The sequence below is a fragment of the Rhodopila sp. genome (assembly GCF_965276935.1).
In the GTDB taxonomy this organism is placed as follows: domain Bacteria; phylum Pseudomonadota; class Alphaproteobacteria; order Acetobacterales; family Acetobacteraceae; genus Rhodopila.
On sequence record NZ_CBDIBS010000004.1, the window covers coordinates 1,994,431 to 2,019,784 of the forward strand.

Annotated in this window: 26 protein-coding genes; 10 read left to right on the plus strand and 16 right to left on the minus strand. The window is 63.9% G+C overall.

Features of this window, described 5'->3' with window-relative positions; genetic code table 11:
* Window positions 1–12: 12 nt before the first annotated feature.
* Genes ACQY4S_RS25585 through boxB form a run of 3 tightly spaced genes read left to right on the plus strand, consistent with a single transcriptional unit; the run spans window position 13 to window position 4,120 of the window.
* Window positions 13–1,017, plus strand: a complete 1,005-nt coding sequence (locus tag ACQY4S_RS25585; RefSeq protein ID WP_428487987.1) for an alpha/beta fold hydrolase — start codon at window positions 13–15, stop codon at window positions 1,015–1,017.
* Entirely contained in the window at window positions 1,014–2,657 is a 1,644-nt protein-coding gene (gene boxC, locus ACQY4S_RS25590; protein WP_428487988.1) for a 2,3-epoxybenzoyl-CoA dihydrolase, read from the plus strand. The genes ACQY4S_RS25585 and boxC overlap by 4 nt, the downstream gene beginning before the upstream one ends.
* Window positions 2,658–2,671: 14 nt before the next feature.
* Window positions 2,672–4,120 (plus strand): benzoyl-CoA 2,3-epoxidase subunit BoxB, encoded by a 1,449-nt coding sequence (gene boxB, locus ACQY4S_RS25595; protein ID WP_428487989.1) that lies wholly within the window; start codon window positions 2,672–2,674, stop codon window positions 4,118–4,120.
* A 177-nt stretch (window positions 4,121–4,297) separates the two neighbouring features.
* Here the strand turns inward: boxB and ACQY4S_RS25600 are convergent, their stop codons facing one another.
* Together ACQY4S_RS25600 and ACQY4S_RS25605 are read right to left on the minus strand one after the other, a co-directional pair.
* Entirely contained in the window at window positions 4,298–4,828 is a 531-nt protein-coding gene (locus ACQY4S_RS25600; protein WP_428487990.1) for a Uma2 family endonuclease, read from the minus strand.
* Window positions 4,829–4,924: 96 nt separating this feature from the next.
* Window positions 4,925–5,362 carry a rhodanese-like domain-containing protein gene (locus ACQY4S_RS25605; protein ID WP_428487991.1) on the minus strand — a complete coding sequence of 146 codons (438 nt, stop codon included), beginning with the start codon at window positions 5,360–5,362 and terminating at the stop codon, window positions 4,925–4,927.
* 211 nt (window positions 5,363–5,573) lie between these two features.
* Here ACQY4S_RS25605 and ACQY4S_RS25610 point away from each other — a divergent pair, with 211 nt between their 5' ends.
* Complete coding sequence (locus ACQY4S_RS25610; RefSeq protein ID WP_428487992.1) at window positions 5,574–6,092, plus strand: GNAT family N-acetyltransferase; 519 nt, start codon at window positions 5,574–5,576, stop codon at window positions 6,090–6,092.
* 362 nt (window positions 6,093–6,454) lie between these two features.
* Here the strand turns inward: ACQY4S_RS25610 and ACQY4S_RS25615 are convergent, their stop codons facing one another.
* The 4 genes from ACQY4S_RS25615 to ACQY4S_RS25630 form a co-directional block, all read right to left on the minus strand.
* The gene (locus ACQY4S_RS25615) at window positions 6,455–7,336 is read right to left on the minus strand and encodes a ribokinase (RefSeq protein WP_428487993.1); all 882 of its coding nucleotides are present in this window, start codon (window positions 7,334–7,336) and stop codon (window positions 6,455–6,457) included.
* Window positions 7,337–7,422: 86 nt separating this feature from the next.
* Complete coding sequence (locus ACQY4S_RS25620; protein ID WP_428487994.1) at window positions 7,423–8,304, minus strand: alpha/beta fold hydrolase; 882 nt, start codon at window positions 8,302–8,304, stop codon at window positions 7,423–7,425.
* 4 nt (window positions 8,305–8,308) lie between these two features.
* Window positions 8,309–9,703, minus strand: coding sequence for an amidase (locus ACQY4S_RS25625; protein WP_428487995.1), 1,395 nt, complete (start codon window positions 9,701–9,703; stop codon window positions 8,309–8,311).
* Window positions 9,700–9,879 (minus strand): hypothetical protein, encoded by a 180-nt coding sequence (locus ACQY4S_RS25630; RefSeq protein ID WP_428487996.1) that lies wholly within the window; start codon window positions 9,877–9,879, stop codon window positions 9,700–9,702. Before ACQY4S_RS25630 ends, ACQY4S_RS25625 begins: the two co-directional genes overlap by 4 nt.
* A gap of 310 nt (window positions 9,880–10,189) precedes the next feature.
* Here ACQY4S_RS25630 and ACQY4S_RS25635 point away from each other — a divergent pair, with 310 nt between their 5' ends.
* The gene (locus tag ACQY4S_RS25635) at window positions 10,190–11,371 is read left to right on the plus strand and encodes a CaiB/BaiF CoA transferase family protein (RefSeq protein WP_428487997.1); all 1,182 of its coding nucleotides are present in this window, start codon (window positions 10,190–10,192) and stop codon (window positions 11,369–11,371) included.
* Between the two features lie 23 nt (window positions 11,372–11,394).
* Here the strand turns inward: ACQY4S_RS25635 and ACQY4S_RS25640 are convergent, their stop codons facing one another.
* The gene (locus ACQY4S_RS25640) at window positions 11,395–12,258 is read right to left on the minus strand and encodes a sterol desaturase family protein (protein ID WP_428487998.1); all 864 of its coding nucleotides are present in this window, start codon (window positions 12,256–12,258) and stop codon (window positions 11,395–11,397) included.
* 379 nt (window positions 12,259–12,637) lie between these two features.
* Here ACQY4S_RS25640 and ACQY4S_RS25645 point away from each other — a divergent pair, with 379 nt between their 5' ends.
* Window positions 12,638–13,201, plus strand: a complete 564-nt coding sequence (locus ACQY4S_RS25645; protein ID WP_428487999.1) for a CHAP domain-containing protein — start codon at window positions 12,638–12,640, stop codon at window positions 13,199–13,201.
* A 199-nt stretch (window positions 13,202–13,400) separates the two neighbouring features.
* Here the strand turns inward: ACQY4S_RS25645 and ACQY4S_RS25650 are convergent, their stop codons facing one another.
* Entirely contained in the window at window positions 13,401–15,143 is a 1,743-nt protein-coding gene (locus ACQY4S_RS25650) for an IS1634 family transposase (protein ID WP_428483124.1), read from the minus strand.
* 222 nt (window positions 15,144–15,365) lie between these two features.
* On the opposite strand from ACQY4S_RS25650, the gene ACQY4S_RS25655 reads away from it, so the two are divergent.
* A protein-coding gene (locus ACQY4S_RS25655) for an IS630 family transposase (protein ID WP_428483280.1) occupies window positions 15,366–16,308 on the plus strand; the annotation gives its coding sequence in 2 pieces (ribosomal slippage) (window positions 15,366–15,701 and window positions 15,703–16,308; 942 coding nt in all).
* 74 nt (window positions 16,309–16,382) lie between these two features.
* Here ACQY4S_RS25655 and ACQY4S_RS25660 read toward each other — a convergent pair.
* From ACQY4S_RS25660 to ACQY4S_RS25685, 6 genes are all read right to left on the minus strand, one after another.
* Entirely contained in the window at window positions 16,383–17,813 is a 1,431-nt protein-coding gene (locus tag ACQY4S_RS25660) for an acetamidase/formamidase family protein (RefSeq protein WP_428488000.1), read from the minus strand.
* 219 nt (window positions 17,814–18,032) lie between these two features.
* Complete coding sequence (locus ACQY4S_RS25665) at window positions 18,033–18,158, minus strand: hypothetical protein (protein WP_428488001.1); 126 nt, start codon at window positions 18,156–18,158, stop codon at window positions 18,033–18,035.
* A 61-nt stretch (window positions 18,159–18,219) separates the two neighbouring features.
* Window positions 18,220–18,555, minus strand: a complete 336-nt coding sequence (locus tag ACQY4S_RS25670; RefSeq protein WP_428488002.1) for a DUF1491 family protein — start codon at window positions 18,553–18,555, stop codon at window positions 18,220–18,222.
* On the minus strand, window positions 18,552–19,706 hold the full coding sequence (locus ACQY4S_RS25675) for an acyl-CoA dehydrogenase family protein (RefSeq protein ID WP_428488003.1): 1,155 nt from the start codon (window positions 19,704–19,706) through the stop codon (window positions 18,552–18,554). Before ACQY4S_RS25675 ends, ACQY4S_RS25670 begins: the two co-directional genes overlap by 4 nt.
* A 303-nt stretch (window positions 19,707–20,009) precedes the next feature.
* Window positions 20,010–20,828, minus strand: a complete 819-nt coding sequence (locus ACQY4S_RS25680) for an enoyl-CoA hydratase (protein WP_428488004.1) — start codon at window positions 20,826–20,828, stop codon at window positions 20,010–20,012.
* A 1-nt stretch (window position 20,829) separates the two neighbouring features.
* The gene (locus ACQY4S_RS25685) at window positions 20,830–22,047 is read right to left on the minus strand and encodes a CaiB/BaiF CoA transferase family protein (protein WP_428488005.1); all 1,218 of its coding nucleotides are present in this window, start codon (window positions 22,045–22,047) and stop codon (window positions 20,830–20,832) included.
* 109 nt (window positions 22,048–22,156) lie between these two features.
* Here ACQY4S_RS25685 and ACQY4S_RS25690 point away from each other — a divergent pair, with 109 nt between their 5' ends.
* The 3 genes from ACQY4S_RS25690 (at window position 22,157) to ACQY4S_RS25700 (ending at window position 23,048) form a co-directional block, all read left to right on the plus strand.
* Window positions 22,157–22,375 carry a hypothetical protein gene (locus ACQY4S_RS25690; protein ID WP_428488006.1) on the plus strand — a complete coding sequence of 73 codons (219 nt, stop codon included), beginning with the start codon at window positions 22,157–22,159 and terminating at the stop codon, window positions 22,373–22,375.
* A gap of 95 nt (window positions 22,376–22,470) precedes the next feature.
* Window positions 22,471–22,704, plus strand: a complete 234-nt coding sequence (locus ACQY4S_RS25695; protein WP_428488007.1) for an AbrB/MazE/SpoVT family DNA-binding domain-containing protein — start codon at window positions 22,471–22,473, stop codon at window positions 22,702–22,704.
* A gap of 2 nt (window positions 22,705–22,706) precedes the next feature.
* Window positions 22,707–23,048, plus strand: coding sequence for a type II toxin-antitoxin system PemK/MazF family toxin (locus tag ACQY4S_RS25700; protein WP_428488008.1), 342 nt, complete (start codon window positions 22,707–22,709; stop codon window positions 23,046–23,048).
* A 92-nt stretch (window positions 23,049–23,140) separates the two neighbouring features.
* Here the strand turns inward: ACQY4S_RS25700 and argF are convergent, their stop codons facing one another.
* Together argF and ACQY4S_RS25710 are read right to left on the minus strand one after the other, a co-directional pair.
* Complete coding sequence (gene argF, locus ACQY4S_RS25705; RefSeq protein WP_428488009.1) at window positions 23,141–24,100, minus strand: ornithine carbamoyltransferase; 960 nt, start codon at window positions 24,098–24,100, stop codon at window positions 23,141–23,143.
* The gene (locus ACQY4S_RS25710; RefSeq protein ID WP_428488010.1) at window positions 24,097–25,296 is read right to left on the minus strand and encodes an aspartate aminotransferase family protein; all 1,200 of its coding nucleotides are present in this window, start codon (window positions 25,294–25,296) and stop codon (window positions 24,097–24,099) included. Before ACQY4S_RS25710 ends, argF begins: the two co-directional genes overlap by 4 nt.
* Window positions 25,297–25,354 lie beyond the last annotated feature (58 nt).

The window sequence follows — 25,354 nt, forward strand, 5'->3', positions numbered from 1 at the left end:
GGGGAAGGTCTAATGCGCACTGGCACCGTCACGTTGCCTGAAGGCAGGTTGGAAACCGGTTGGTGGGGACCGGGGCCGGACGATGCGCCAACGCTCGTCCTGCTGCACGAAGGCCTTGGCTGCGTCGAGCTTTGGCGTGACGTACCTGAACGCCTGGCCGCCGCCACTGGCTGGGGCGTGTTTGCCTATTCCCGCTTCGGCTATGGCCAATCCGAACCAACCGCCCTGCCGCGCCCGATGACCTATATGCAGCAGGAAGCTCTGACGGTTCTGCCAAAGGTATTGGGCGCGGCAGGAATCAGGCGGGCGGTGCTGATCGGGCATTCCGACGGCGGGTCGATCGCGACGGTATATGCCGGAGCGTTTCCGCATGGGTCTGCCGCTGCGACTGCCGCCCCCATATCACCCGCTCTTGCGTCACCCGCATCCGTGTCATCGTCGAGTGACCGAGCGCGTCAGGAAGGTTTGGTTCGGCCATTCATGACTGTGTCGGGCGGTGTCCCGCAAATCTTAAATGGCCGGCACGATCCGCGATCGCGTGCCCAGGCGCCCAGCCATGACCCGGTGGCAGCGGCGGGGGAGCGGGAAACCGTTCTGCTCGGCCTGGCCACCATCGCCGCCCACTTTTTTGTTGAAGACGTCAACATCACCAGTATCCAGCACATCAAGCAAGCGTATGAAACCAGCGACCTTCGCGCGCGCCTCGGCCGCTACCATCGCGATGTGGACATGGCATTTCGTGGCTGGAACGATGCCTGGCTGGACCCTCGTTTCCGTGCCTTCGACATCACCGCCTTCCTGCCCGAAATCCGCGTCCCGATCCTGGCGCTGCAAGGCGCCGACGACCCGTACGGCAGCAATGAGCAATTGCGGGTCATGCAAACCCAGGTCCACGTCCCGATCGATGTCGAACTGATCAGTGGCGCCCGCCACGCGCCGCATCTGGAGGCACCCGAGGCAACGCTATCCGCCATCACCCGCTTTATCGCCGCCCTGGCAAGGGAGAACCCGACATGATCGACTTCCAGACCGACCCCAGCCGCTACCGGCACTGGAAACTGTCCTTTGATGGCGCGATCGCGACCCTGAGCATGGATGTCGATCCCGCCGGCGGCCTGATGGACGGCTATGAGCTGAAGCTCAATTCCTATGATCTCGGCGTCGACATCGAACTCGCCGACGCCGTGCAGCGGCTGCGCTTCGAACATCCCGAGGTCAAGACGGTCGTCCTGCGCTCGGCCCAGCCGAACGTGTTCTGCGCCGGCGCCAACATCCGGATGCTGGGGAAGGCGTCGCACGGCCACAAGGTGAATTTCTGCAAGTTCACCAATGAAACGAGATTGGCGATCGAGGACGCCAGCGCCAACTCCGGCCAGGCGTGGATGGCCGCGGTCAGCGGCACCGCGGCGGGCGGCGGCTACGAACTCGCGGTGACCACCGATTACATCATGCTGATCGACGACCGCCGCTCCACCGTTTCCCTGCCGGAACTGCCGCTGCTGGCGGTGCTGCCCGGCACCGGCGGACTGACCCGGCTGACCGACAAGCGCCGCGTCCGCCGCGACCGCGCCGACGTGTTCTGCACCACCGAGGAAGGTGTGCGCGGCAAGCGCGCCGAACAATGGCGGCTGGTGGATGAGGTCGTTCCGCCTTCCGCCTGGGAAGCCAAGGTGCATGAACGTGCCCTGGAACTCGCCGCCCGGTCGGACCGGTCCGGCACCACCGGCATTGTCCTGACCCCGCTGCGACGCGTATTCGCCGACGACGCCATCACTTATTCGCATGTTGACGTCCGGCTTGACCGTGCGGGACGGGCGGCCAACATCACGCTGCGCGGACCGGCGGAGCTGCCGGGTGACCTGCGTGGCATCCACGACACTGGAGCCAGATTCTGGCCGCTGCTGCTGGCGCGCGAACTGGACGACGCGCTGCTGCACCTGCGGCTGAACGAGCCCTCCATCGGCATCATCGTCTTCCGTTCCATCGGCGATCCGGCGCAGGTGCTGGCAGCGGATACGCTGCTGGAACAGTATCAGGATGACTGGCTGGTGCGCGAGATCCGCCTGCTGCTCAAGCGCGTGCTCAAGCGGGTGGACATGACGGCGCGCAGCCTGATTACGCTGATCGAACCTGGAAGCTGCTTCGCCGGCACGCTGGCGGAACTGGTGTTCGCCGCCGACCGCGCGGTGATGTTCGCCGGCACCCTGACGGGCGACAATCGCGGCCCCGCCAATCTGCATCTATCGCCGCTGAACTTTGGTGCGTATCCGATGGGAAACGCTCTGACCCGGCTGGCAAACCGTTTCTTTGGCGAGCCAAACTCGCTGGACGCCGCCGGCAGGCGGCTCGGCGAAAGCCTTGACGCGGACACGGCGGAAGAGCTCGGCCTGGTCACCTTTGCCTACGACGAGACCGACTGGGACGATGAGGTGCGGCTAATCCTGGAGGAACGCGCCTCATTTTCCGCTGATGCGCTGACCGGCCTGGAAGCCAACCTCCGCTTCGCTGGTCCTGAAACGATGGAGACCCGCATCTTCGGCCGCCTGACCGCATGGCAGAACTGGATCTTCCAGCGCCCCAATGCGGTGGGTGAGACGGGATCGCTGAAACGTTACGGCTCCGGCGTGCGGCCGGACTTCAATCCAGAACGCGTCTGAAAGGATTTTTCACCATGCCCGATGGCAGCCTGATCGACTATGACGGCCTGATCCCGAACAATGTCGGACTGGCCGACGACCTGCGCGTCCGCAAGGCGCTGGAGACCTGGCACCCCGGCTACATCGACTGGTGGAAGTCGATGGGGCCGGAGGGCTTCCAGAACAGCCCGGTGTTCCTGCGCACCGCCGTCGGCGTCGGCAGCGAGGGCTGGGCGAAGTTCGACTTCGTCAAGATGCCGGAGTATCGCTGGGGCATCCTGCTCGCGCCGGCCGTGGAAGGCCGCACCATCCCGTTCGGCGCGCACAAGGGAGAACCCGCCTGGCAGGAGGTGCCCGGTGAGTACCGCGCCATGCTGCGCCGCCTGCTGGTGATCCAAGGCGACACCGAACCCGCCAGCGTCGAGCAGCAGCGCCACCTCGGTGCCACCGCGCCGTCCTTGTATGACCTGCGCAACCTGTTCCAGGTGAACGTGGAGGAGGGCCGCCACCTCTGGGCAATGGTCTATCTGCTGCAGAAATATTTCGGCCGCGATGGGCGGGAGGAAGCTGACGACCTGCTGCGTCGTCGCTCCGGCGACCAGGACACCCCCCGGATGCTCGGCGCCTTCAACGAGCAGACGCCGGACTGGCTGTCGTTCTTCATGTTTACCTTCTTCACCGACCGCGACGGCAAGATGCAGTTGGCCGCGCTGGCGCAGTCCGGTTTCGATCCGTTGTCGCGCACCTGCCGCTTCATGCTGACCGAGGAAGCCCACCACATGTTCGTGGGCGAGACCGGCGTGCAGCGCGTGATCCAGCGCACCTGCGAGGCAATGCGAGCCGCCGGCATCAGCGATCCGTATGACACCGAAAAGGTCCGCGCGCTGGGCGTGATCGACCTGCCGACATTGCAGAAGAAGGCCAACCTGCATTTCTCGCTGACGCTTGATCTGTTTGGCAACGAAATCAGCACCAACGCGGCGAATGCGTTCAACGCCGGCCTGAAGGGGCGCTACAAGGAGGACAAGCTGACTGACGATCATCAGCTTCTGTCCTCGGTTTATCCTGTCCAGCGCCCGCGCGACGGGTTGATCATCGCGGAAGACGTGCCGGCGCTGTCGGCTTTGAACATGCGGCTGCGCGACGACTACGTGGAGGACGCCGCCGCCGGCGTGACACGCTGGAACCGTGTGCTGGAGCGGGCGGAGATCGCATTTCGGCTGACCCTGCCGCATGTCGCCTTCAACCGCCGCATCGGCGAGTTCAGTGGCATGCGCACCGACACTGAAGGACAGGTGATGACCACCGAGGCGTGGGAGGCGCGGAAGGAAACCATGCTGCCGTCGGTCAGCGACAACCTGTTCATCACCAGCCTGATGCAGCCGGCGCGCGAGCCTGGCACCTATGCCGGCTGGATCGCGCCGCCGCGCCACGGCATCGACAACAAGCCGGGCAATTTCGAATATGTTCATATCGAGAGGTGACGAGGTGAGCGGTAGCCCTCTCTGACACTGCAAGGCGGCTTGAAAGCACGATGTCACTACCACGCCAGCACGCATTGAAGCCCAGGCCCCAGCAGCCGTATGGATATCCGCCGTCAGGTCTCACCGGTGCGATGAGTGAATTCCACGCGCCATTTGACAGACGTCCGCCGTTCCTCGCTATCCCGCGTAAACCTCTTCCACCGTGATCCCGATCCCTGGAGGATCAAGCTTGATCGGCCCGGCGGTCAGCACCCGGGTCTCGATCCCATCGTCTTCATCGCGCCGCCGGTGATGAATGACCTGCGGCCGATCCGCCCAGAATATCAGGTAATGCCGTATCGAGGGCACCCGGAAATAGCTGACAAGTTTTCGGGTCAGATCTCCTTGTCGGGTGGCTGGCGACAGAACCTCGACCACAAGCAATGGATCAGGCACGGTGATCGCATCGCCTGGCAAGGGATCGCCGCAGCGCAAGGTGGCGTCCGGCTCGAAGTCGTTGTCGTCCACCTCGACCGTCATGCCATCGGGGTAGACATGGCAGGGCACGGCAGCCGCCGCCACGGCACGATGCAGCGCCAGCCATACCAGGGCCTTACGATCGGCATGGCTTGCCCGTTCTGGCGCCATCGCGACGGGGTGACCCTCAATTCGTTCAAAGCGTTCGTTCGGCTGCGCTTCCGCCCATCGGCGATAGTCTGTCCGGGACATGGCACGCTCCGGCGCAGGATTGATCGCGGCATCCGCCATAGGATCCTCGTTGATTGTCCCGCCGGATCTTCGATCAATCCGTGCGGCCGTCACGCGCTATTCGGCGGCTGCATGCAAACTGCCCGCTTCCCGCGAAGCGATCACCGGATGTCCGTCGCGGCGCCACCAATCAAGCCCACCTAGCAGTTCCTTGGCGCGAAATCCCAGCCGAGCGAGCTTGTAGGCGCCCTTGGTCGATGCATTGCAGCCGATCCCGTCGCAATAGACGACATAAACCTTGGCGCGGTCGAGGCTTGCAACGGTTTCCGTGTTCATCTCGCGATGTGGAAAGCTGACAGCGCCGGGGATATGGCCCCCGATGTAGGCAGCGTGGGGACGGGCATCCATCACGACGATATCGGTAACGGCGGCCTTAAGATCAACAGACAAATCCCATGCATCGGTGTGGAATCGCAGCTTGTCTTGCATTATCGCAGCCATTTCATCTGGCTCAGGCGCGCCGAGTTCAAGAACCGCCGAGATGTGCTCCGCCATCACCGACCTCGTCTTAAGGAACGTCCTGATCTTCGATCATCCGGGCGCGGGATTCAACCTCATGAACCCAAAGCCTGGAAGCTGTCCCGCACGGGGCGGCGTTATCAATCAGCCCGCGGCGTTTGCGGTCCGGGTATGAACATTGCATTTTGACGCTCGGAGAGCGGCCCGAGGGTTCGGACGTTCTGGGCTGCTTGAAGGAGAACGCGGCTTGAACACAGAGGCAGTTATTCGCCCTTTTAAGGAGAAAGACGCAACTGACGTCCGCGCGCTGTTCGTCATGATCAATCGCCTGTTGTCGCCACCGCATTTGCGCAATGCATTCGAGGCTTACATTGCTCATTCGTTGACTGAGGAAATGGGACGGATCGTCGCCTACTACAGCGGGCGGAGAGGCGGGTTCTGGGTTGCGGTCAGAGAGGCGAAACTGGTCGGCATGTTTGGCCTTGAAGCCACCTCTCCGGACGCCTTGGAACTGCGGCGCATGTATGTTGCCCCGTCCGCTCGGCGCGCCGGAGTTGCGCGATCCATGCTCGGTTTCGCGGAGGATGAATGCCGCCGGCGGAAGGTGCGCAGGCTTGAATTGAGCACGTCCGAATTGCAGCCGGCGGCGCTTGAACTGTATCGGCGCGCCGGATATCACATGCTGCGAGAGGTCATTGCGGAACAGACCAGCCATAAAACCGTGGGGGGTGGCATTCGTCGATACCATTTCGAGAAGTGGCTGTGAGAACGCCGGCCTTTGACAGGCAACCTTGAGCCTATTCTGGCATAAGTTCAGTCGTTCTTCTTGTGGTTGATAAAATCGTTAACTTAAAGCATCAAGAATGTCCCATGGCACATGACCAGTGCGGGATGATCGCTGGTGCTGCGGAACGGGGTTGAATCGACGGTAAACACGCGATGCTTGACAGCCTGCTTGGCTTCAGGGCGCAGGTGCAGCCGGCGTGCTAACCTGTTTCGCTGGACGGCTGCAAAACTTCTGCACGGCTCGAGATCCGCCGAGGTGGCCGGGTCGGCACAACCGGCATCACCTCGCGTTAGCACCGCTTGAACGGCGTAAATCGCCCCTCGACACCCGCATCCCCGGCCCTAGCCAAACCCATCCGTTTCCGCCGCCATAGGCAAGCTCCCCTGGCTGCCTCGCCGCGTGCAGCACAGCGCGGCGGCGGTACCCGCTCGCCCAACGGCGTCCCGCAGCGTCTCGCCGCGATCCAGCCCGTGTGCCAGCACGCCGACAAAACAGTCGCCCGCCGCCGTCGTGTCCACTGCGTCGATCGCCCGCGCCGGTTCATGCCAGGTTTCGTCGGCAGACGCGACATCCGCCCCCGCGCCGCCTTGCGTCAGCACGATGGCGACGCCGCCCAGCCGCTGGTGCAGCGCGGCGGCCGAGGCCGCGCAGTCCAGATGCGCCGCCAGCCAGGCGGCCTCGTTCTGGTTGACCACCAGCACATCGACCAGGCGCAGGATAGGCTCCGGCAGCGCCGCCGCTGGCGCCAGGTTCAGCACGATGCGCGCGCCGGCCGCGCTGGCCCGCTCGATCAGCGCGGCGTTCTCCGGCGCCGCCACTTCCATCTGCAGCACCAGCGTTGCCCGCGGCCCGAGGACCGCGTCCTCGACCTGGCTGGCGCGGGTCAGCAGGTTGGCGCCGGAGCCGACGGCGATCGCGTTCTCGCCGGCCGGATCGACGACGATCGCGGCACAGCCGGTGCTGGCGTGGACCTCGATCACCCGCGCCAAGTCCACCCCCGCCTGGCGCAGCAGCCGCAACGCCCCGGCGGCCAGCGCGTCCGTGCCGATCGCGCCCGCCATCAGGACCGAGGCCCCGTCCCGCGCCGCCGCCACCGCCTGGTTCGCGCCCTTGCCGCCGGGCTCGATCAGCGTCGATGGGCCCAGCACTGTTTCGCCGGCGCCAGGGATGCGGGGCAGCGCGAAAATTAGGTCCAGGTTGATCGAACCAAAGATGATAACCACGCCATCTCTCCCCATGTACTTGTTCCAAACAACAGGCGAACACAGGGCGTTTCGGTACGCGGCGGTGAAGTTCCGCCAGAGGCCGGTTACGGCGTGCTCAGAAAAGCCCGCACCTCGCGTAGAAAAAAGCCGAGTTGGTCATGATGGACCCAATGACCGGCTTTCTCCACCGGCAGGACCCGGGCGGCCCGGAAGAAGTCCAGACGCCCGTCATCGGCCGGATTACGAGCCCAGCTTTCCTGTCCCCAGACCAGCAGGGTCGGACAGTCGATCCGCTCCCACAACGTCGCGATCGCGGCCCTGGTCATGTCATACGGCGGCCAGAGGCGAACATAGTGGTCGAATTTCCAGCTATAGGTGCCGTCCTCGTTCTGGTTGACGCCGTGCTGGGTGAGATGCCGAGCCTGGTCGGGGGTAAGGTGCGCGTTGGCCGCCTGCATGCGGGCACAGGCGGCGTCGAGCGTCGGATAGCGCCGAGGCGTGCGGCCGGACAGCGCCCGCGTCTCATCGATCCAGGACCGCATGCGGTCCTGGATCGGCTGACTTTCGACACCGGGCGTGCGTGGTCCCGGACCAAGTCCCTCGATCGCCACCAAACGATGCACGGTTTCCGGATAAATCCCGCTGTAGCGCAGCGCGATGTTGCCACCCAGGGAGTGGGCGATGATGGTAACCGGTGCCAGCTTCTGCTGATGGATCAACTGCGCCAGATCATAGATGTAGTTCGCCATGGTGTAATGCCCCGAGGCGGACCAGGCCGAGTCCCCATGGCCGCGCAGATCCGGCGCGATGACGTGGTAATCCCGCCGCAGGTCGGACGCCACCCAGTCCCAGTTGCGGCAGTGATCGCGCCCGCCATGCAGCAGAAGCAGCGGCGGCGCCTCCAGATTGCCCCAGTCCACGTAGTGCAGCCGCAGCCGCTGCGAGAAGAACACCCGTGAGGTCGGGCCAGACGCCGGAAAGATCATGCGGCTACCCGATCGGGGGCATCTTGGTGTGCCACTTCGTCGCCCTCTCATACGCCGCCGCCACGCGCAGTACGGTGGCATCGTCGAAGTAGCGGCCGGCGAACTGGACGGACAGCGGCAGGCCGTTGCGCGCCAGCCCCGACATCATCGCCACCGCCGGATGCCCAGTCACATTGAACGGCGTGCGGGCCTGACGCGGGTAGCTGCGGGCGGTCTCCGCCGCGTCGTCGAGCCTTGTCGCCGGATCCATGGAGCTGGCGCACAGCAGCACATCCACGTCGCGGAACTGGTCCTGCACCGCGGCGATCACCTGTGTTCTGCGGCGCTGAGCGCCGACATAGTCACCGGCGGTCATGAAGGCACCGGGCAGCAGCCGGCGGCGGGCCAACTGGCCGTAGTCGCCCGGACGCTCGCGCAGCCAAGGCGCGTGGATCGACCACGCCTCGCCGCACAGGATCACCCGGTTGATCGCGGCGAACTCGGTCAGGCTGGGCAAGGTCACGGTACGCACCTGGGCACCCTCGGCCTGCAGCACGCGCGCCGCGTCTTCCAGGGCGGCGGCGACCTCCGGGTGGGCGGGCAGATCACGCTCATGGAAATGACGGACGAAGCCGATACGCAGGTCGCGCACACCGCGGTTCAGCAACCATCCGAACGACCGTGCATCGGTCGCGGCACTTCCTGGATCGGCTGGATCGTGCCCGGCGATGGCGTCGAGCAGCAGGGCGTTGTCCGCCACCGTGCGGGTCAGCGGCCCGACATGGTCCAGGGTGAAGGACAACGGGAACACGCCGCGCCGCGACACCAGGCCATAGGTCGGCTTCAGCCCGACGATGCCGCAGGCGCTGGCCGGGTTGCGCACCGAGCCGCCGGTGTCGGTGCCGAGCGCCAGCGGGAACAGTGCGGCGGCGACGCCAGCGCCGGAGCCGGACGACGAGCCGCCTGGATGATGCTCTCGGTTCCATGGATTGCGCGCCGGCGGAAACGGCAGATCAAAGCTCGGCCCGCCAATCGCAAATTCATGCGTGGACAGCTTGCCAAGGATGATTGCGCCGGCCTGGCGCAGCTTCTGGATTACCACGGCGTCGGCGCGGGCAATGTTGTCGAGCAGGATTTTCGAATGACAGGTTGTCGGCAGTCCGGCGACATCGATGATGTCCTTGATCCCGACCGGCACGCCATGCAGCGGGCCGCGGATGCGTCCGGCGGTGATCTCCGCCTCGGCCGCCCGCGCCGTCGCCATCGCGGCATCGGCGTCCAGACGGATGAAGGCGTTCAGCTTTGGGTCCAGCGTCTCGATGCGTGCCAGCAGCGCGGTCAGCAGTTCCACCGGCGACAGGGTCCTGGCGGCGAAGGCGCGCGATGCGTCCGCCGCCGACAGCCAGGGCAGCGCGGTCACAGGCCGGTCCCCGGCCGCATCGGCGGCCAGGGTTCGGCGGCCGGATCGGTCGGCACCGTCACACCAGCGGTGTTGTTCAGCGCCTGCTCCGCCGCCGCCTGGACATCACCCGGAAAATCCTTGAGCGCCTGGTCGAGGCCGGCCGCCTTTGCAAGGGCAACGATGATCAAGTCCATGACATCACTCCGCCGTCGTTCACAAAGGTATCATGCTGCGGCCGCGGGCAAGGCGAAAGGGGTGGGGTTCTAGCCGGCATCGACACCGGCGCGGTTTGGCGTAAAAAAAGGCGGTACGGCCGGGGGATGGCCGTACCGCCTAAGGTTGTCGCGTCATAAAGACGCAACGAACGGGGACGAAACAGGACACCGCCGAAGCGGCTCCGTCGATGTGTATAGCAGCAAAATATTTCTCAAAGGTTAATAAAAATGTGTCCGAACCATTTCTCTGGATTGCGCCCCTTGTCGCTATTATCGCAGGTGACCTGACATGAGCACCTTGCCGCTGGTGGGCCTGAAGGTGCTGGAGATCGGCCACTATATCGCCGCGCCGTTCTGCACCCGCATCCTGGCGGACCTCGGCGCCGAGGTGATCAAGCTGGAACCGCCCGGCGGAGATCCGTTTCGCGGCTGGGGTGCGGCGAAAGACGGGCACTCGGTCTGGTTCAGCATTCATGGGCGCAACAAGCTGTCGGTCGAACTCGATCTGAAGCGGGACCGCGATGTGCTGCTGCGGCTGGCGGCACGCGCCGATGTGCTGGTAGAGAATCTGCGCGCCGGCCAGTTGGAGCGGCTGAAGATCGGGCCGGACGTCCTGCACGCGACGAACCCGCGGCTGGTGATCGCGCGGATCTCCGGCTACGGCCAGAATGGTCCATATCGGGACAAGCCGGCGTTCGGCGCGATCGGCGAGGCGATGGGTGGCCTGCGGCATCTGACCGGACATCCGAGCGGAAGCTCTGATCTGCCGCCGCCACGCTGCGGGGTCTCCATCAGCGACGATCTGGCCGGCTTGTATGCCGCCATCGGGCTGCTGTCGGCGGTGTGGCAGCGGGACGCGATGGGCACCGGGCGGGGGCGGGTGATCGACGTGAACCTGGTGGACAGCGTGTTCAGCCTGATGGAGGGAATGCTGCCGGAATACGCCATGGACGAGCGGATCCGGCAGCCCGCTGGCGCCGCGCTGCCGACCGCCGCGCCGACCAACACCTATCCCTGCGCCGACGGAAGGTGGCTTTGCATCGCCGGCAACTCCGATCTGATCTTCGCGCGTCTCATGGTAGTGATTGGGCGGCCGGAACTGGCCACCAACGCCGCCTTCGCCACCAACGGGTTGCGCTGCGCAAATCGCGATGCGCTGGACGCGGCGATCGGCGCCTGGACACGGAGGTTGCCGGCGAAGCAGGCGGAGGCGCTGCTGGAGGGCGCCGAGGTGCCGTGCTCGCGGCTGTTCGATATCGCCGACTGCGCGGCCGATTCGCATTTCCTGGCACGCAAGGCGGTGCAGGCGGTGGACGATCCGTTGATCGGCCAGACCTTGCATCCGGGTCCAGCGATCCGTCTGGATGGCGAGCGGCCGGAGGATGTGGTCCGCTGGACCGGTCCCGCCGTGGGAGCGCACACCGAGCACGTGCTGCACACGCTGCTGGGACTGCCGCGGCTGGCGGGATGAGCAGAGGTTGCTTTGGCAGTATTTTAGGCCATGTCCGGGCGCGTCCGGCTTTCCGGTATCATGGCGGCGCTCGTCCGCATGGGCGGTGACATCGCCATGGGCGCCCACTTAAGCTGTTGCGGCATCAAGGGATGCAGAAGCTGCGGAATGAAGCTTTGCGGGATCTTCTGGTCGATGCCATAGCTTTGCGGCACCATTCCTGCTGGCAAATGAAGCGTGCCAAACAACACGTCGAGTAAAGGCAGTTGGCCGGCGAAATTCTTGTCGTGCGCGGCATGCTCGTTACAGTGATGCCAATGATGGAATTTCGGCGAGGCAACCAATAAACGGAGCGGTCCGAAACCGATGCGCAAGTTGGAATGCAGGAAAATCGACTGCCATTGATACAACAGTCCGAAGGCGGCGACTGCCTCCGGTGAATAACCCAGGATGAAGATTGGCGCCAGCGAGACACCCTTGGTGATGATCTGGTCGGCCGGATGCACGCGGGTTCCCGCCAGCCAATCCAGATGCTCGATGCTATGGTGGATTTGATGAATACGCCACAGAAAAGGTATTCGATGAAACATGCGATGTGCGGCATAGAACCCAAGATCGGCAATGACCAGCACTTCGACAAACTGAAGCGATAGCGGCTGGCCGGACAGAGCGGCACGGAACAATTGCGGCACCCGTTGTCGGACCAGCAGGGCGCCCAGAATGACGACAACAAGACCAGCCTGGATGATCAGGCCATTGAAAACGGCGTAGACGAGATCGTTTTTCCAGCTTTTGCGGAAAATCTTTTGCGCCGGGTGCATCGGCAAAAGGCGCTCGAGTGGCAGGAAGATCAGCAGCGTAATCAAAAGGTTCTTGAGATTGAAAAGATCTGCGATATACGCTAGCATGTCCCTGTCCAACATCGGATGCGCGATATTTGTTACCGGAGGCCATCTAACATGGATATCGCGACTTTCCCAACGGTTTTGGCAAATCTCACCATAATCGGCTGAAACAGCCGCTCATGGTCTTCTGGTCGTTGGAGCATTTTCCGATCAGGTCGCTCTGTTTTGAACCCTTCATGGCCGGGCAACCGGGCGCGCGAGGGAGGGTTGTCTTGGCCATGACGAATTGGTGCAACTTGATCGGAAACCGCCCTAGACCATGATTGTCCGAGATTGCCTCATTGCGATGCTGGAATTCTTGTATCGTCGTGTGATTATGCCCTCTGACTGGTCAGCCTCAGGCGATCATGCTTCAACGACCTGCGTTTCTTGCGAGTTCACCTTGTCAGCCAAAGCCGCATCGTCATGCGCCGGCTTACGCCTTCTTCCCCTGCTCTGCCTGACGCTCGCAGCCTGCGGCACCAGCCAGACAGGCCTGCGTGCCGGCGACTACGTCGGCCGCAGCATATCGATCGAATGCGCGCCGTTCGCCCGCGCCTTGACCGACATGCACCTGTCGGGATCGGCAGCCGATTGGTGGTCGCAGGCGGCGGGCCGCTATGTCCGGACGCATGGTCCGGAGGTTGGCAGTATACTAGTCTTCGGCCGCTCTGGTCGCCTGCCGGCGGGGCATGTGGCGGTGGTGTCGCGGGTGGCGGCGCGGCGGCAGATCCTGGTGACGCAGGCCAACTGGGTGCATCACCGGGTGACCGAGGATCAGCCGGTGCTCGACGTCTCACCCGCCGGGGATTGGAGCGCGGTCCGGGTCTGGTGGCCGCCGTCCAGGCAAATGGGGACCAGCGACTACCGGACCTATGGCTTCATCCGCCCGCATCGTCCGATCAGCCGCGACGCCATCGTCGCGACAACCCCAGCGGCGATCAGGATTGCGGAGGCAGGCGGGTAATCAATCGCGGCAGGCATGACCCGTTACCGGGTGCCTCCGCTGGTTTGTCATGCCGACGAAGGCTGATATTCACAGCGTTGCACGCAACTCCAAACAAATGGATGGCAGCCATGCCCCTTCCTTGCATGCCTTAGACTGAACTTTACCGTCTTTTCGACGTAAGTCATTGATCCGACTCCGGACCCCACCTGCTTGCTGTCTACGCTGCCGTCAATTCGACCCCCAACAGACTGAGTGCGCGGCGCTGTATCGGCGTTGCGGTGGTCTGAACGGTAAGCATCTTCTGCCCTGCGAAGCAGACGGTGTTTCGGGCCAATGTTGCCAGATCGCCCAGCAGGGTGCGGAAGCTGTGCACCGGCTGGAGCTCGCCGCTAGCGTCCACCACGCGCTGCGTCGAGGCCTTGCGATAAGCCGCCTTGGAGACCTTGGCCTTGGCCACTGGCGACGTCCGCTCTGCTTCGGCCGACGCGCGGTCATGATCGTCGAACAACATCGGCGCCAGCGGCTGGCGCATATGCCACTCCAGGTAATACGCCAGCATGCACAGCAGGACATGCGCGCGTACCCGCGGCGCGGTCCAATGGAACACCGGCCGCAGGTCCAGATCGACGCTCTTGAGGCAGCGGAACGCGCGCTCTACCTGGGCCAAGGCTTTGTAGGCCCGCACGGTCCCGGCGGTATCGATCTGCTTGGCGGGGAGGTTGGTGCGCAGCACGTAAAAGCCATCGAACCTGGCTTCATCGGCGATCGCTTCGGCCTTGCGCGTGAAGTCAAATGCGGCGTCGGTGATGGTCAACGCGAAATGCTTGGCCATCTTGCGTTTGCCCAGGAGAGCGCCGACCGCGCGGCCGATGTCCCCAGCCCCGCGCAGAGGGTTCTTCGCGCGCGTCACCCGGGCCTGGATCTTGCTCAGGTCGGCCTCGGTCAGCGCCAGTAACGCGTCACGCTTGCGTTGGCGTTCCGCCGCCAGCAGCGGGTTCTGGCACACCACCAGCCGTTCGTCGGGATAATCCGGGCTGCTGATCTCAGCCATATCGCGGGTGTCGAACAGGGAGAATTGCAGCTGTCCGCCTTCCGCCAGTTGCCGGATCGCCGGGGCACGCAGCGCGGTGATCCAGTCTAGGCCGGCGGGGCGGAGGGCTTGTTCGATCCGTGCGGCGGTGAGCATGCCGCGGTCGCCGACCATCACCACGTGGCGCAGCCGCAAGCGCTGCTTCAGCTTGCTGATCTGCGCCGCGACGGTGGCCGGGTCGGCGGTGTTTCCCTCGAACACCTCGACCGCCACGGGGCAACCATCCGCGGCACACAGCAGGCCGATCACCAGTTGCGGCCGATCGCCACGGCTGTCGCGGCTGTAACCGTGGTGGGCCAGCGGACAGCAGCGGCCCTCGAGGTAGGTGGAGGTGACGTCGTAGAGCACCAGCGCGCCGTTCTTCAGATGGCGGCGGGCGAGTTGGTTTTCGATGAAGGCCTGCTCGCTGCCGAGCCAGTCGAGGGTGGTGTAGATTTCGCCGGCGGTAACGCAGCCAAGGCCGAGGCTTTCACCCAGCGAGTGGCTGGCGGTGGCGCTGTCGAGCATGCGCGCTGTCGCCAGCTTCGCCGCCGGGTCGAGCAGTCTGGCGACGATCAGCGCCAGCGCCAGGTCACGGCGGCGCGGCGGGGCGCGGCGCGGCAGCAGATCGTCGAGGCCGATGCGCCGTGCCACGCTCAGCGCCGCAAGCACGTGGCCATGCGGCAGCGAGCGGCGGATCTCGAAGCCGTTGTCACCAACCGGGGCGAGCGGGTCGCCACGCAGGGCAGCACGCAGAGTCTCGATGCGCTCGACCGGCAGCTTGGAGAGGTTGGCCAGCGTGCGGTTCTTGACCTTGCCGTCCTCGCGATAGGTTTGGCGCAGGAGGAAGGACGGTTTGGCGTTACGGTTTGGGACCTTGGCGATGTGCATGAGGCATGGAATCAAACCGGTTCGGCCTGTGTCAAGGAGAAATTCGCCAAATGCTTGACTACGTTCGTGGCACGTTTCCTTGGTAATCAACCGGATGGCTCAAAAACACAGCAAAGTTCGGCTTAGAGCATGATCGTTTTAAGTTGACTCCTGCGTGAGTAGGGGTTCCGGCGCGGCCTAAAATCTGATCCAAGCTGTGGGCTGGGTCGGAGGCCAGCATGGATGGGTGCTCCTTACACGTTGGATTTGCGAGAACGCGCTGTCGCGGCATTCCGCTCAGGCAGGAGCCGGCTTGAGACGGCGACCCTCTTCCAGGTCAGTGAGTCGTCTGTGCAGCGGTGGTCGCGGCTGGATCGACAGAAGGGCAGCGTGGCGGCGCAGGGGCTGGGTGGTCATCGGCCCTTCGCACTGGCCAACGAACGCGACAGGATTATCGAACGGATTGCGCAACAGCCGGATCTGCCGTTGCGCGCACTGCTCGCTGAGTTGCAAGACCGTGGCATCACGGTGAGCTATTTTGCTGTCTGGAACATCGTTGACCGCGCTGGTCTCAGCTTTAAAAAAAAGCCTGCACGCCAGCGAGCAGGATCGTCCCAATGTTGCCCGTCGGCGCCTGCAATGGCAAAAGCGGCAGGATAAAGTTGATCCCAGACGGCTTGTTTTTGTAGACGAAACCTGGACGAAGACGAACATGACCCCGATCCGGGGGCGGTGCCCGGTCGGCCAGCGTCTGCTCGCCAAGGTGCCGCATGGTCATCGCCAGACGCAAACCTTCGTTGCCGCCCTGCGATGCGACGGCATTCATGCGCCATGCCTGCTCGATCAGCCGATGAACGCGATCAGTTTTCGCGCCTATGTCGAGCAGTTCCTGGTGCCGACGTTACGACCGGGCGACGTTGTGATCATGGATAATCTGAGCAGTCACAAGGGCCCTGTCATCCGCAAGGCAATCCGGACAGCGGGTGCAAAGCTGATTTTCCTGCCACCCTATAGTCCCGACCTCAACCCGATCGAGCAGGTGTTCGCCAAACTCAAAACCCTGCTGCGCAAGGCCAACGCCCGCACCATCGACGCAGTGATCGAAGCGATCGCCAAGCTCCTCGACGAGTATACCGTCGAAGAATGCGCCAATTACCTCGTCAACTCCGGCTACGGGTCAACCTAAAACGATCATGCTCTAGTCGCTCGGCCATGGCGATGATAAGGCGGGGCTGACAGCCATCCTTCTGGCTGTTGGTGTTACACAACCGAACCTGCAAACACGTTCTTCTTGATGATCGCATGCACGCCCCAATTTCCGTCCACCACCTGGGTAATGCCGAAATCCACCGCAACCGACATGAGGGAGATTGCCTCGTCTTCCGTCAGTCCCTTGGTGTTCATCAGGAAGCCCCGCATCTTCCGGAACGCATCCCGCATCGCCAGATCGATCGATGATTTCGCGAAGATATCGCTCTGCGCGTTGGCGCCCAGATCAGCCAGATAGTTTGGATAGCTGAACCCCGACATCACCCAGTCGTCCTGCGTCTCGATCATCGGAAAATTCAGCGACTCCAGAGCGGTGCCCCCAAGGTCAGCCCGCTTGTGCAGGATCAACTGGAACGTTCCGGTCAACGAGCACTCGATCGCGGTGCCGCATAATTCGGAGTCGCCCTGGCTGGCATGCGGATCGCCGGCCGACAGCAACGCGCCTTCCACCGCGACCGGATAATACATCGTGGCACCCTTGCCGATGCGCCAGTTGTCGATGTTGCCGCCGGTGTAGCTCGGCGGGATCGAGTTGACGAAGTCGGCCTCCTTCGGCGCCAGCCCCATGGTGCCGAAATGCGGCCGGATCGGCACGCGGATGTTCTTCAGCACGCCCCAGTTGCGCTGCGTCCGCGTGTGGTCGACCAGCAGTCCGGGATAGTCGATGGTCGGATGCACCTTGCCGGTCGGATCGGTGACCGGAATCCATCTGAAGTTGTACAGCGCCTTGGCCCAGTTGCGCTCGCCGGTGGCGTCCACCTCGTAGATCGTGACGACCTCACGCGGTTTGTCGCCGGTGATCAGGTCCTTGTACTGGAAACCCCAGTTCGCCGCGGCATTGCTGCCGAAGGCCAGGCCCTTGTATTCCGGGTTGGCGGATGGCCGGAGCTTCACGTCCAGGATGCGCACTTCCAGCACGTCACCCGGTTCCGCGCCGCGCACCGCTATCGGTCCAGTGCAGATATGCACGCCGAGACCACCGCCATCACCCGGGCCGGCGCCGCGGCGCATCACGCCCTTGCTGTCCTTCGTCCACAGGTAGACGCTCTCCGCTCCCGGATCACCGTTGATCATCCGTTCAGGGTCATCGCTGGCCTGATGCGTCAGCGTCTCGATGGTGACGTAATCGCCTGAGTTTACCTCGATGCGCGGCTTGAGCGTCTTGCTGAAATAGCCCCAGTGGACGGTGTCGGCGTTAGCCGGCAGATGGTGGTAGCCGGACTGGACAGACGCCCGGGCGGCGGAGATCTGCGCGAGAGCCGGCGACACTAGCGAGATGCCGGTGGTGGCGAGGGCCGCCGCACCGCCGGTCGCGGCGAAGCCGGACTTCAGGAAGGCGCGCCGTTCCTTCGCCATTCCATTACGGAAATCGAGCCTGTGCTGTTCGAAGTCGGCGCAATTTGGATCGTCACCTTGGCACATTGGTTCCTCCTGTCAGACACAAACCGAATGCAAGGTCAGGGCCAGGATCTGGCGCGAGGAAAGGCGCCGGGACGATATAATTCGATTTTGCAAGTACTTCCACATCCAGGCATGATCTCTATCATCGCGCCAGACGTCCGCGGATCAGCATGCAACCAGCAACGTGGTGACGTCGGACATCACAGCTTCCGCGATAATCGTTGATCCGTGAACCAGGCACTAGGCGTGGCCGACAGGATTGGCGCTGTCGCCGACGCCATCGTAGTAGGCGAGCATGCCGGTTGAGCCCGCCAACAGGCTTACGCGGCTGTTGTATTGACGGCTGGTACCGGCCTCAGTCGTCATGGCGGCCCTGTGCCATGACGAGGTGGCGCAGCCAAGGTGTTGATTCTGCCACCGGCTGGTGTTACACGAGTTTCGCTTCGAACGGCGGCAGCAGGTCGGGCGCCTCGAATTCCAGCACCCACAGATCGGGATCGAACTTCACCTGCCGCGTGATGTAGGCATCGACGGCATCCTGATCCACCGGCGTGCCGCCAGTCGCGCGCATCCAGGCCAGTTCGCCTTCCGCCGACCGCAACTGGGACAGGACCGACAGGCCCTCCCTGCCCCGCAGCACGACCAGCACGCCGCCGGCGTCGGCGTCGCCCCTGCGCAGCACGGCGCCGGGCCGGTTGTCGATATCGCCCATCCGCAACGCCATCCTGACCCAGATCCCCGCCTTGATGCGGGGCTGGGTCACTTGCCGATGATCCGCCGCGCGATCGCCATCCGGTGGACTTCCGACGGGCCTTCGTAAACCCGCATCGTCCGCACCTTCTGCGCCATCAACTGCAGCGGCAGTTCCTTCGCCACGCCCATGGCGCCAAAGGCCTGCATCGCGTGATCGACCACCTCGGTCGCCATTTCGGTGCCGTAGAGCTTTACCATGGACGCCTCGGTGCGCACATCGCGGCCGGCATCGGCCTTGGTCGCGGCGTCGTAGACCATCAGGCGGCAGGCGTGGATTTTTATTGCGGCGTCGGTGATCCACCACTGGATGGCCTGCCGGTCGGCCAGCCGCTGGCCGAACGTCACCCGCTGCTTGGTGTGTTCCACCATCATGTCCAGTGCCCGGCGCGCCATGCCGATGCACCAGGCACCCATCTGCAGGCGACGGACGGTCAGGCGAAGCTGCATCGGCGCGTAGCCCTTGCCCTCGACGCCAAGGATCTGGCGGGCGGGAATACGGCAGTCCTCGAACACCAGTTCATAGGTCCGCGCGCCACCAAGCATCGGGATTTCACGCTCGATGATGAAGCCTTGAGTGCCACGCTCGACAATGAAGGCGGTGACGCCTTCGGCGCGCTTGCCCTCCCCGGTGCGGGCCATGACGATGACGAAATCCGCTTGCGGCACGCGGCTAACCCAGATCTTGCGGCCGTTGATGACCCAGTCGCCGCCGTCCTTCACCGCACGCGTGGTCATGCCGGCCGGATCGCCGCCCGCGCCGGGTTCGGAAATCGCGATGGCGGAATGGGCTTCCCCGCGGGCGTACGGTTCAAGATACTTTTTCTTCTGTTCATCATTCGCCACGGCGATCAGCATGTGCAGGTTCGGGCTGTCCGGGGGGAAGGTGAAGGGCACGCAGGTGCGGCCTTGTTCCTCATAGACGCCGACCAGGGCCGAGTAGGGCAGGTTGGCGCCGCCGTATTCTTCCGGCACGTCCAGCCCCCACAGGCCGAGTTCCTTGCAGGTGGCCAGCAGGCGGTCTTCTTCTTCGGCTGGCAGGCCAGATTTCTGGCCGGACATCTCGCGCGCAAGGACGCCTTTTTCCAGCGGGATCACGTCGCGGTCGATGAATTTCGCCACGAGTTCCTGCAGCATCCGGTGTTCTTCAGGCAGTTCGAACATCTGGGTGTGTCCTGAGTCTTAAATTATGAAGTGAGTTGGCATCTGGGTTGCGCCAAGTCCGCCTCATTGTGTCGCCGTGGGCGTCTGAGCACGTGGAGGCGTGTTGTCCCAGCCACCGAAGACTTGCGGTGCCGATGCCACCAAAGGCGGTGCCACCAAAGTCGTGGACGGCCGGCCTGCGCCGGCCATGACGCATCTGAACCGGCCTGCGGCGGGCGTGACGCAAAAGAGCCGATCCTTACGCCATTCTTTTAGCAGGTAACGAAATGACCAACGCCAATGACGATCCCGGCGATGCCTCCATCACGCACCAATGAACCGCGGCGGACGCTTTTCCATGAACGCCGTGCGGCCTTCCTTGTAGTCGGTGCTGTTGAAGCAGGTTTCACTGATTTTCTTGATGGCCTGCATGTCGCGCTGGCTCTCGTCCTTCAGCATCTCGTCGATCGTCAGTTTCGACGCCGCGACGGACAACGGCGCGTTGTCGGCGATGGTGCGCGCGACATCCAGTACCACGTCGTTCAGCGCTTCCTCCGTCGTCACCTTGTTGATCAGTCCGATCCGTTCGGCTTCCGTGCCGTCGATGCGCTTGGCCGTATAGAGGATCATGCGGGCATGCGCCGGACCGACAAGGTCGATCAGCCGTCTCACCGAATCCGGCGCGTAGGCGATGGAGAGCCTTGCCGCTGGAATGCCGAACTGGCTGTCAAGCGAGGCAATGCGCAGATCGGTCGCCATCGCAATCGCCAGGCCGCCGCCCATGCAGAAGCCGCGAATGCGGGCGATGATCGGCTTCTTGAACGCGTGGAACTTGTCGCGTCCAACACCGGTCGCGCGATCATATTCCGCCTGCGAATCAGCGCTGTTGCGGTTCTTCTCGAACTGGCTGATATCGGCGCCCGAGACGAACGCCTTGTTGCCGGCGCCAGTCAGGATCACCACGCTGACACCGCTGTCCTCGCTGAATTCATCCAGGATCTCGCCCAGGCCGGTCCACATCTCCATGGACATGGCGTTGCGCTTTTCTGGCTGGTTGAAGGTGATCAGGCCAACGCCGTCATCCTTCGCGGCCAGCATTTTTCCGCCCGCGAAAGCGCGGGTCTCGGCATGGTCAGGCAGCATGTCAGATCACTCCCTTCTGTCGCATGTCTTGCAGTTCGGCGTCCGTATAGCCGACGCTTTTCAGGATCTCGTCGCCATGCTCGTTGGCATTTGGCGTATGGCCGCGGATTGCTTTGGAGAAGCCGGAGATGTTGATGGCCGAGGCCACCACTTCCTTGTCCCCGACATGAGGGCTTTGCATCTTCGTCGCCATGCCGAGGTGCCTGACCTGCGGGTCGGCGAACACCTGGTCAATCGTGTAGATCGGGCCGCAGGGGATGCCGTTGGCCTCGAACAGCTCGATCCAGTGGTTTGACGGCTTTGTCGCGGTAATCTCGGAGATCGCCGCGTTGATCGCCTTGCGGTTCTTGCTGCGGCCAGCCTGGGTTTTCCACTCGGGCTGCTCCAGCCAATCCGGCCGCTCGATCGCCTCGCAGAACCGGGAAAACACGCGCGACGAACTGGCGGCGATGTTGATGTGGCCGTCGCTGGTGGGGAACACGCCGGTGGGGATGCCGGTGGGGTGGTCGTTGCCGGCCTGACCCGCCACTTCGCCTTCCATCAGCCAGCGGCTGGCCTGAAAGTCGAGCATGAAGACCTGCGCTTCCAGCAGCGACGTGGTGACCCAACGGCCGACACCGGTGCGCTCACGGTCGAACAGCGCCATCATGCAGCCGAGCGCGAGCAGGTTGCCGGCGGTCAGGTCGTCGATCGGGATACCTACCCGCATCGGCCCGCGGCCAGGCTCACCGGTGATCGACATCAGCCCGCCCATGCCCTGCGCGATCTGGTCGACGCCGGCGCGCGGCCCATAGGGCCCATCCTGGCCGAAGCCGGAGATGCTGCCATAGACGATGCGTGGATTGACCGCCTTGACGTCGTCGTAGGCGACCTTCAGGCGGTGCTTCACGTTGGCCCGCATGTTCTCCAGCACCACGTCGGCTTTCGCCGCGAGGCGCATGAACGCCTCGTGGCCTTCCGTCGACTTCAGGTTCAAGGTCACCGCCCGCTTGTTGCGGTGCAGGTTCTGGAAGTCGAAGCCGTGGCGGCGGCCAGCGACATCCTCGCCCTCGGTGGCCGGCGGTTCAATGCGAATGACGTTGGCCCCCCAGTCGGCGAAGTGACGCACCGCGGTGGGTCCGGCGCGCGCCAATGTCAGGTCGAGGACGGTGATGCCGTTCAACGGCAGGCGGCTCTGACTGGCAGCGAACATCGCCGTGTCGGTGGGGCTTTCAGGCATCCGGCAATCCTCCTGGGACGTATGGCGTAATCATCTGCCGGTCCTGGCATTTGCTCAAGAGCCTTGGTTTGCGGGGCATGGGACCCAACCAAGTATGACGGCTCGCCTCGTGATCTTGTCTCTCAATGATGCCGCAGCGGCCCATGCGGCGGAGATCAGGGCCAGTCTGGAGCGCCAGGGACAGTCCATCGGCGGTTATGATGTGCTGATCGCAGGGCACGCACGCAGCCGCGGTCTGGTTGTCCTGACAAGCAAGCTGCCAGAATTCCGCCCCGTGGGGGGCGAACTGCGCGCCGAGGATTGGTTGGCGGAACCTCCGCTTTCCTGACACAACCCAGGAAGCTTCACGACCGGCACTCCAATGCGGTATCTGTTTGATCAAGCCTGCATGATATACTATGTATATCCAAAATGGAGATCACCATGGCAGTGACATTGCACAAATGGGGCAACAGCATCGGGGTTCGACTGCCTAAAACGATGTTGCAGCAGGTTGATCTTAGAGAAGGTTCGCGCGTGGACGTGCTGGTAGAGGGAGACCATCTGGTTATCAGGCGCCAGCGCTTAAAGCTGGCGGAGTTGTTGGCGGCATGTAGGCCCGAAAGCCGTCCAGACCCAATCGACTTCGGCCCACCGGCCGGACGTGAGGTGATCTAGCAATGAACGGCCGTTATGTGCCGGATCGTGGCGACTTCGTCCGTATCGTGCTCGACCCGCGTATCGGGCGGGAGCAATCTGGCGAACGGCCGGGGCTGGTGCTTTCAGGACGGGCCTTCAACGAACTGACGGGATATGTTTTTGTTGCCCCGGTCACCAATACACGGCGTGACTGGCCTTTTGAAGTGGCAATCCCACCCGGTGGTCAAGTCTCCGGTGTCGTCCTGACGGACCAAACCAAAAGCATCGATCATGTTGCGCGACATGTCCGTTATATTGCCGCCGCGCCCGCTGGATTGGCTGAGGCGGCATTGGAGCGAGTGGCTGCACTCCTAGAATTCTAGCTCGTTGTTTTTAGTCTTCTGCAAATCCCCAAAGCTCGCCGCAAGATACGACGAACTTTGGGAACAGGACGGCGCTTTCACCCGTAATCAGCCTACCGCGCCGCGCCCATCACCCAGGCCAGGATCCCCTTCTGCGCATGCAGCCGGTTCTCCGCCTCATCAAATACCACCGATTGCGGGCCATCGATCACGTCCGCATCCACTTCCTCCCCGCGGTGGGCAGGCAGGCAGTGCATGAAGATCGCATCCGGCGCAGCTTTCTCCATCAGGCGGTTGGTCACGCGGTATGGCGCCAGCAGATTGTGACGGCTCTGGTTCGGCTCGTCCGACATCGAGACCCAGGTATCGGCGATGACGCAGCGCGCGTCCTTGACGGCCTCCATCGGATCGCTTGTCAGCTCGATTTGGGCGCCCTGCCCACGGGCCCAGGCAATCAGATCCGTTGGCGGTTGCAAGCCATCCGGCGTCGCCAGGCACAGGGTGAAGCCGAAGCGCACCGCCGCCTCGATCCAGCTTCGCGCGACGTTGTTGCCATCGCCGCACCAAGCCACGACCTGGCCGGCGATCGGCCCGCGATGCTCCTCAAACGTCAGGACATCGGCCATCAACTGGCAGGGATGCGAGGCTTCCGTCAGGCCGTTAATCACTGGCACGGTGGCATAGGCCGCCAGCTCCCGCAGCTTGGACGCGCCATCGGTGCGCAGCATGATCGCATCGACATAGCGCGACAGCACCCGCGCGGTGTCAGCAACGCTTTCGCCGCGGCCAAGCTGCATGTCCTTGCCGGACAGCACGATCACCTCGCCGCCGAGCTGACGCATACCGACCTCGAACGATACGCGCGTTCGGGTCGAGGGCTTTTCGAAGATCAGCGCCAGCGTCTTGCCCGCCAGCGGACGCGAGGTAACGCCGCCGGCACGCTTGAAGCCGGAGGCGACATCCAGCATCTGCCGCAGCGTTGCCGTGTCGAAGTCGCGCAGATCGAGGAAGTGCCGGGGCTTGGCGCCGGCCTCTCCTTCTTGGGCAGAGCGCCGCCTGACAGCGCCGCTCATTGTGCCGCGGCCTTGGCGGCTTCCGCCGATGCGCAATGCGCCGCGGCCTTGCGCAGCATCGCGATCGCCTGGTCAATGTCGTCGTCGGTGACCACCAGCGGCGGCGCCAGACGCAGCACGTTGTCCCCGGCGGTAATCGCCATCAGCCCCTCGGCGGCGCAGGCGGCCTGCACCTGACCCTGCGGGATGACGCATTTCAGGCCGAGAAGCAGGCCGAGGCCACGGGCGTCGGCGAATACCGAGGGAAAGTCCCGCGTGATGCGGTCCAGTTCGCCGCGCAGCTTGCGGCCCTTGCGCTCGACTTCTTCCAGGAAACCGGGTGCCAGGATCACGTCCAGCACCGCGTTGCCGGCGGCGCACGCCAGGGGATTGCCGCCGAAGGTGGTGCCATGCGTGCCGGGCTTCAGCGCCTTGGCGGACGATTCTTTCGCCAGCACGGCGCCGAGCGGAAAGCCGCCGCCGATGCCCTTGGCCGCGGACATCACGTCTGGGGTGATGCCGGCCCATTCATGCGAGAACAGCTTGCCGGTTCGGCCCATGCCGGATTGCACCTCGTCCATGCCCAGGATGATGCCGTACTCGTCGCAGACGGTGCGCAGGTCGCGGAGGAACTGCATGTCGGCGGGACGCACGCCGCCCTCACCCTGCACCGGCTCGACGATGATGCCGCAGGTTCCCGGCCCGATCGCATCGCGCACCGCGTTCATGTTGTTGAACGGCACATGATCGAAACCTTCCACCACCGGGCCGAAGCCTTCCAGGTAGTGCGCATTGCCGGTGGCGGCGAGGGTGGCCAGCGTGCGGCCATGGAAGGCGCCTTCAAAGCACAGGATGCGAAACCGCTCCGGCTTGCCGGCGTCCGACATCGCTCGGCGCATCATCTTGATCATGCCCTCGTTCGCCTCGGCGCCCGAGTTGCAGAAGAACACGCTGTCGGCGAAGGAGGCGTCCACCAGCCGCTGCGCCAGCCGTTCCGCCTGCGGGATGCGGTACAGATTGGACGTATGCATCACCTTCGCGGCCTGTTCGGCGATGGCCTTAACCAGATGCGGATTGCCGTGCCCGAGCGAGGCCGTGGCGATGCCCGACCCGAAATCCAGGAATCGTCGCTGATCCACCGTCCACAGCCAAGCGCCCTCGCCCCGCTCGAAGGCGAGGTCAAGACGTGCGTAGTTCGGCAGCAGAGCGGAAATCATCGGGGTTCGACCCTCGGTTTTTCGACAGTTCCCAACGGATCACCCACCCGCGACCTTT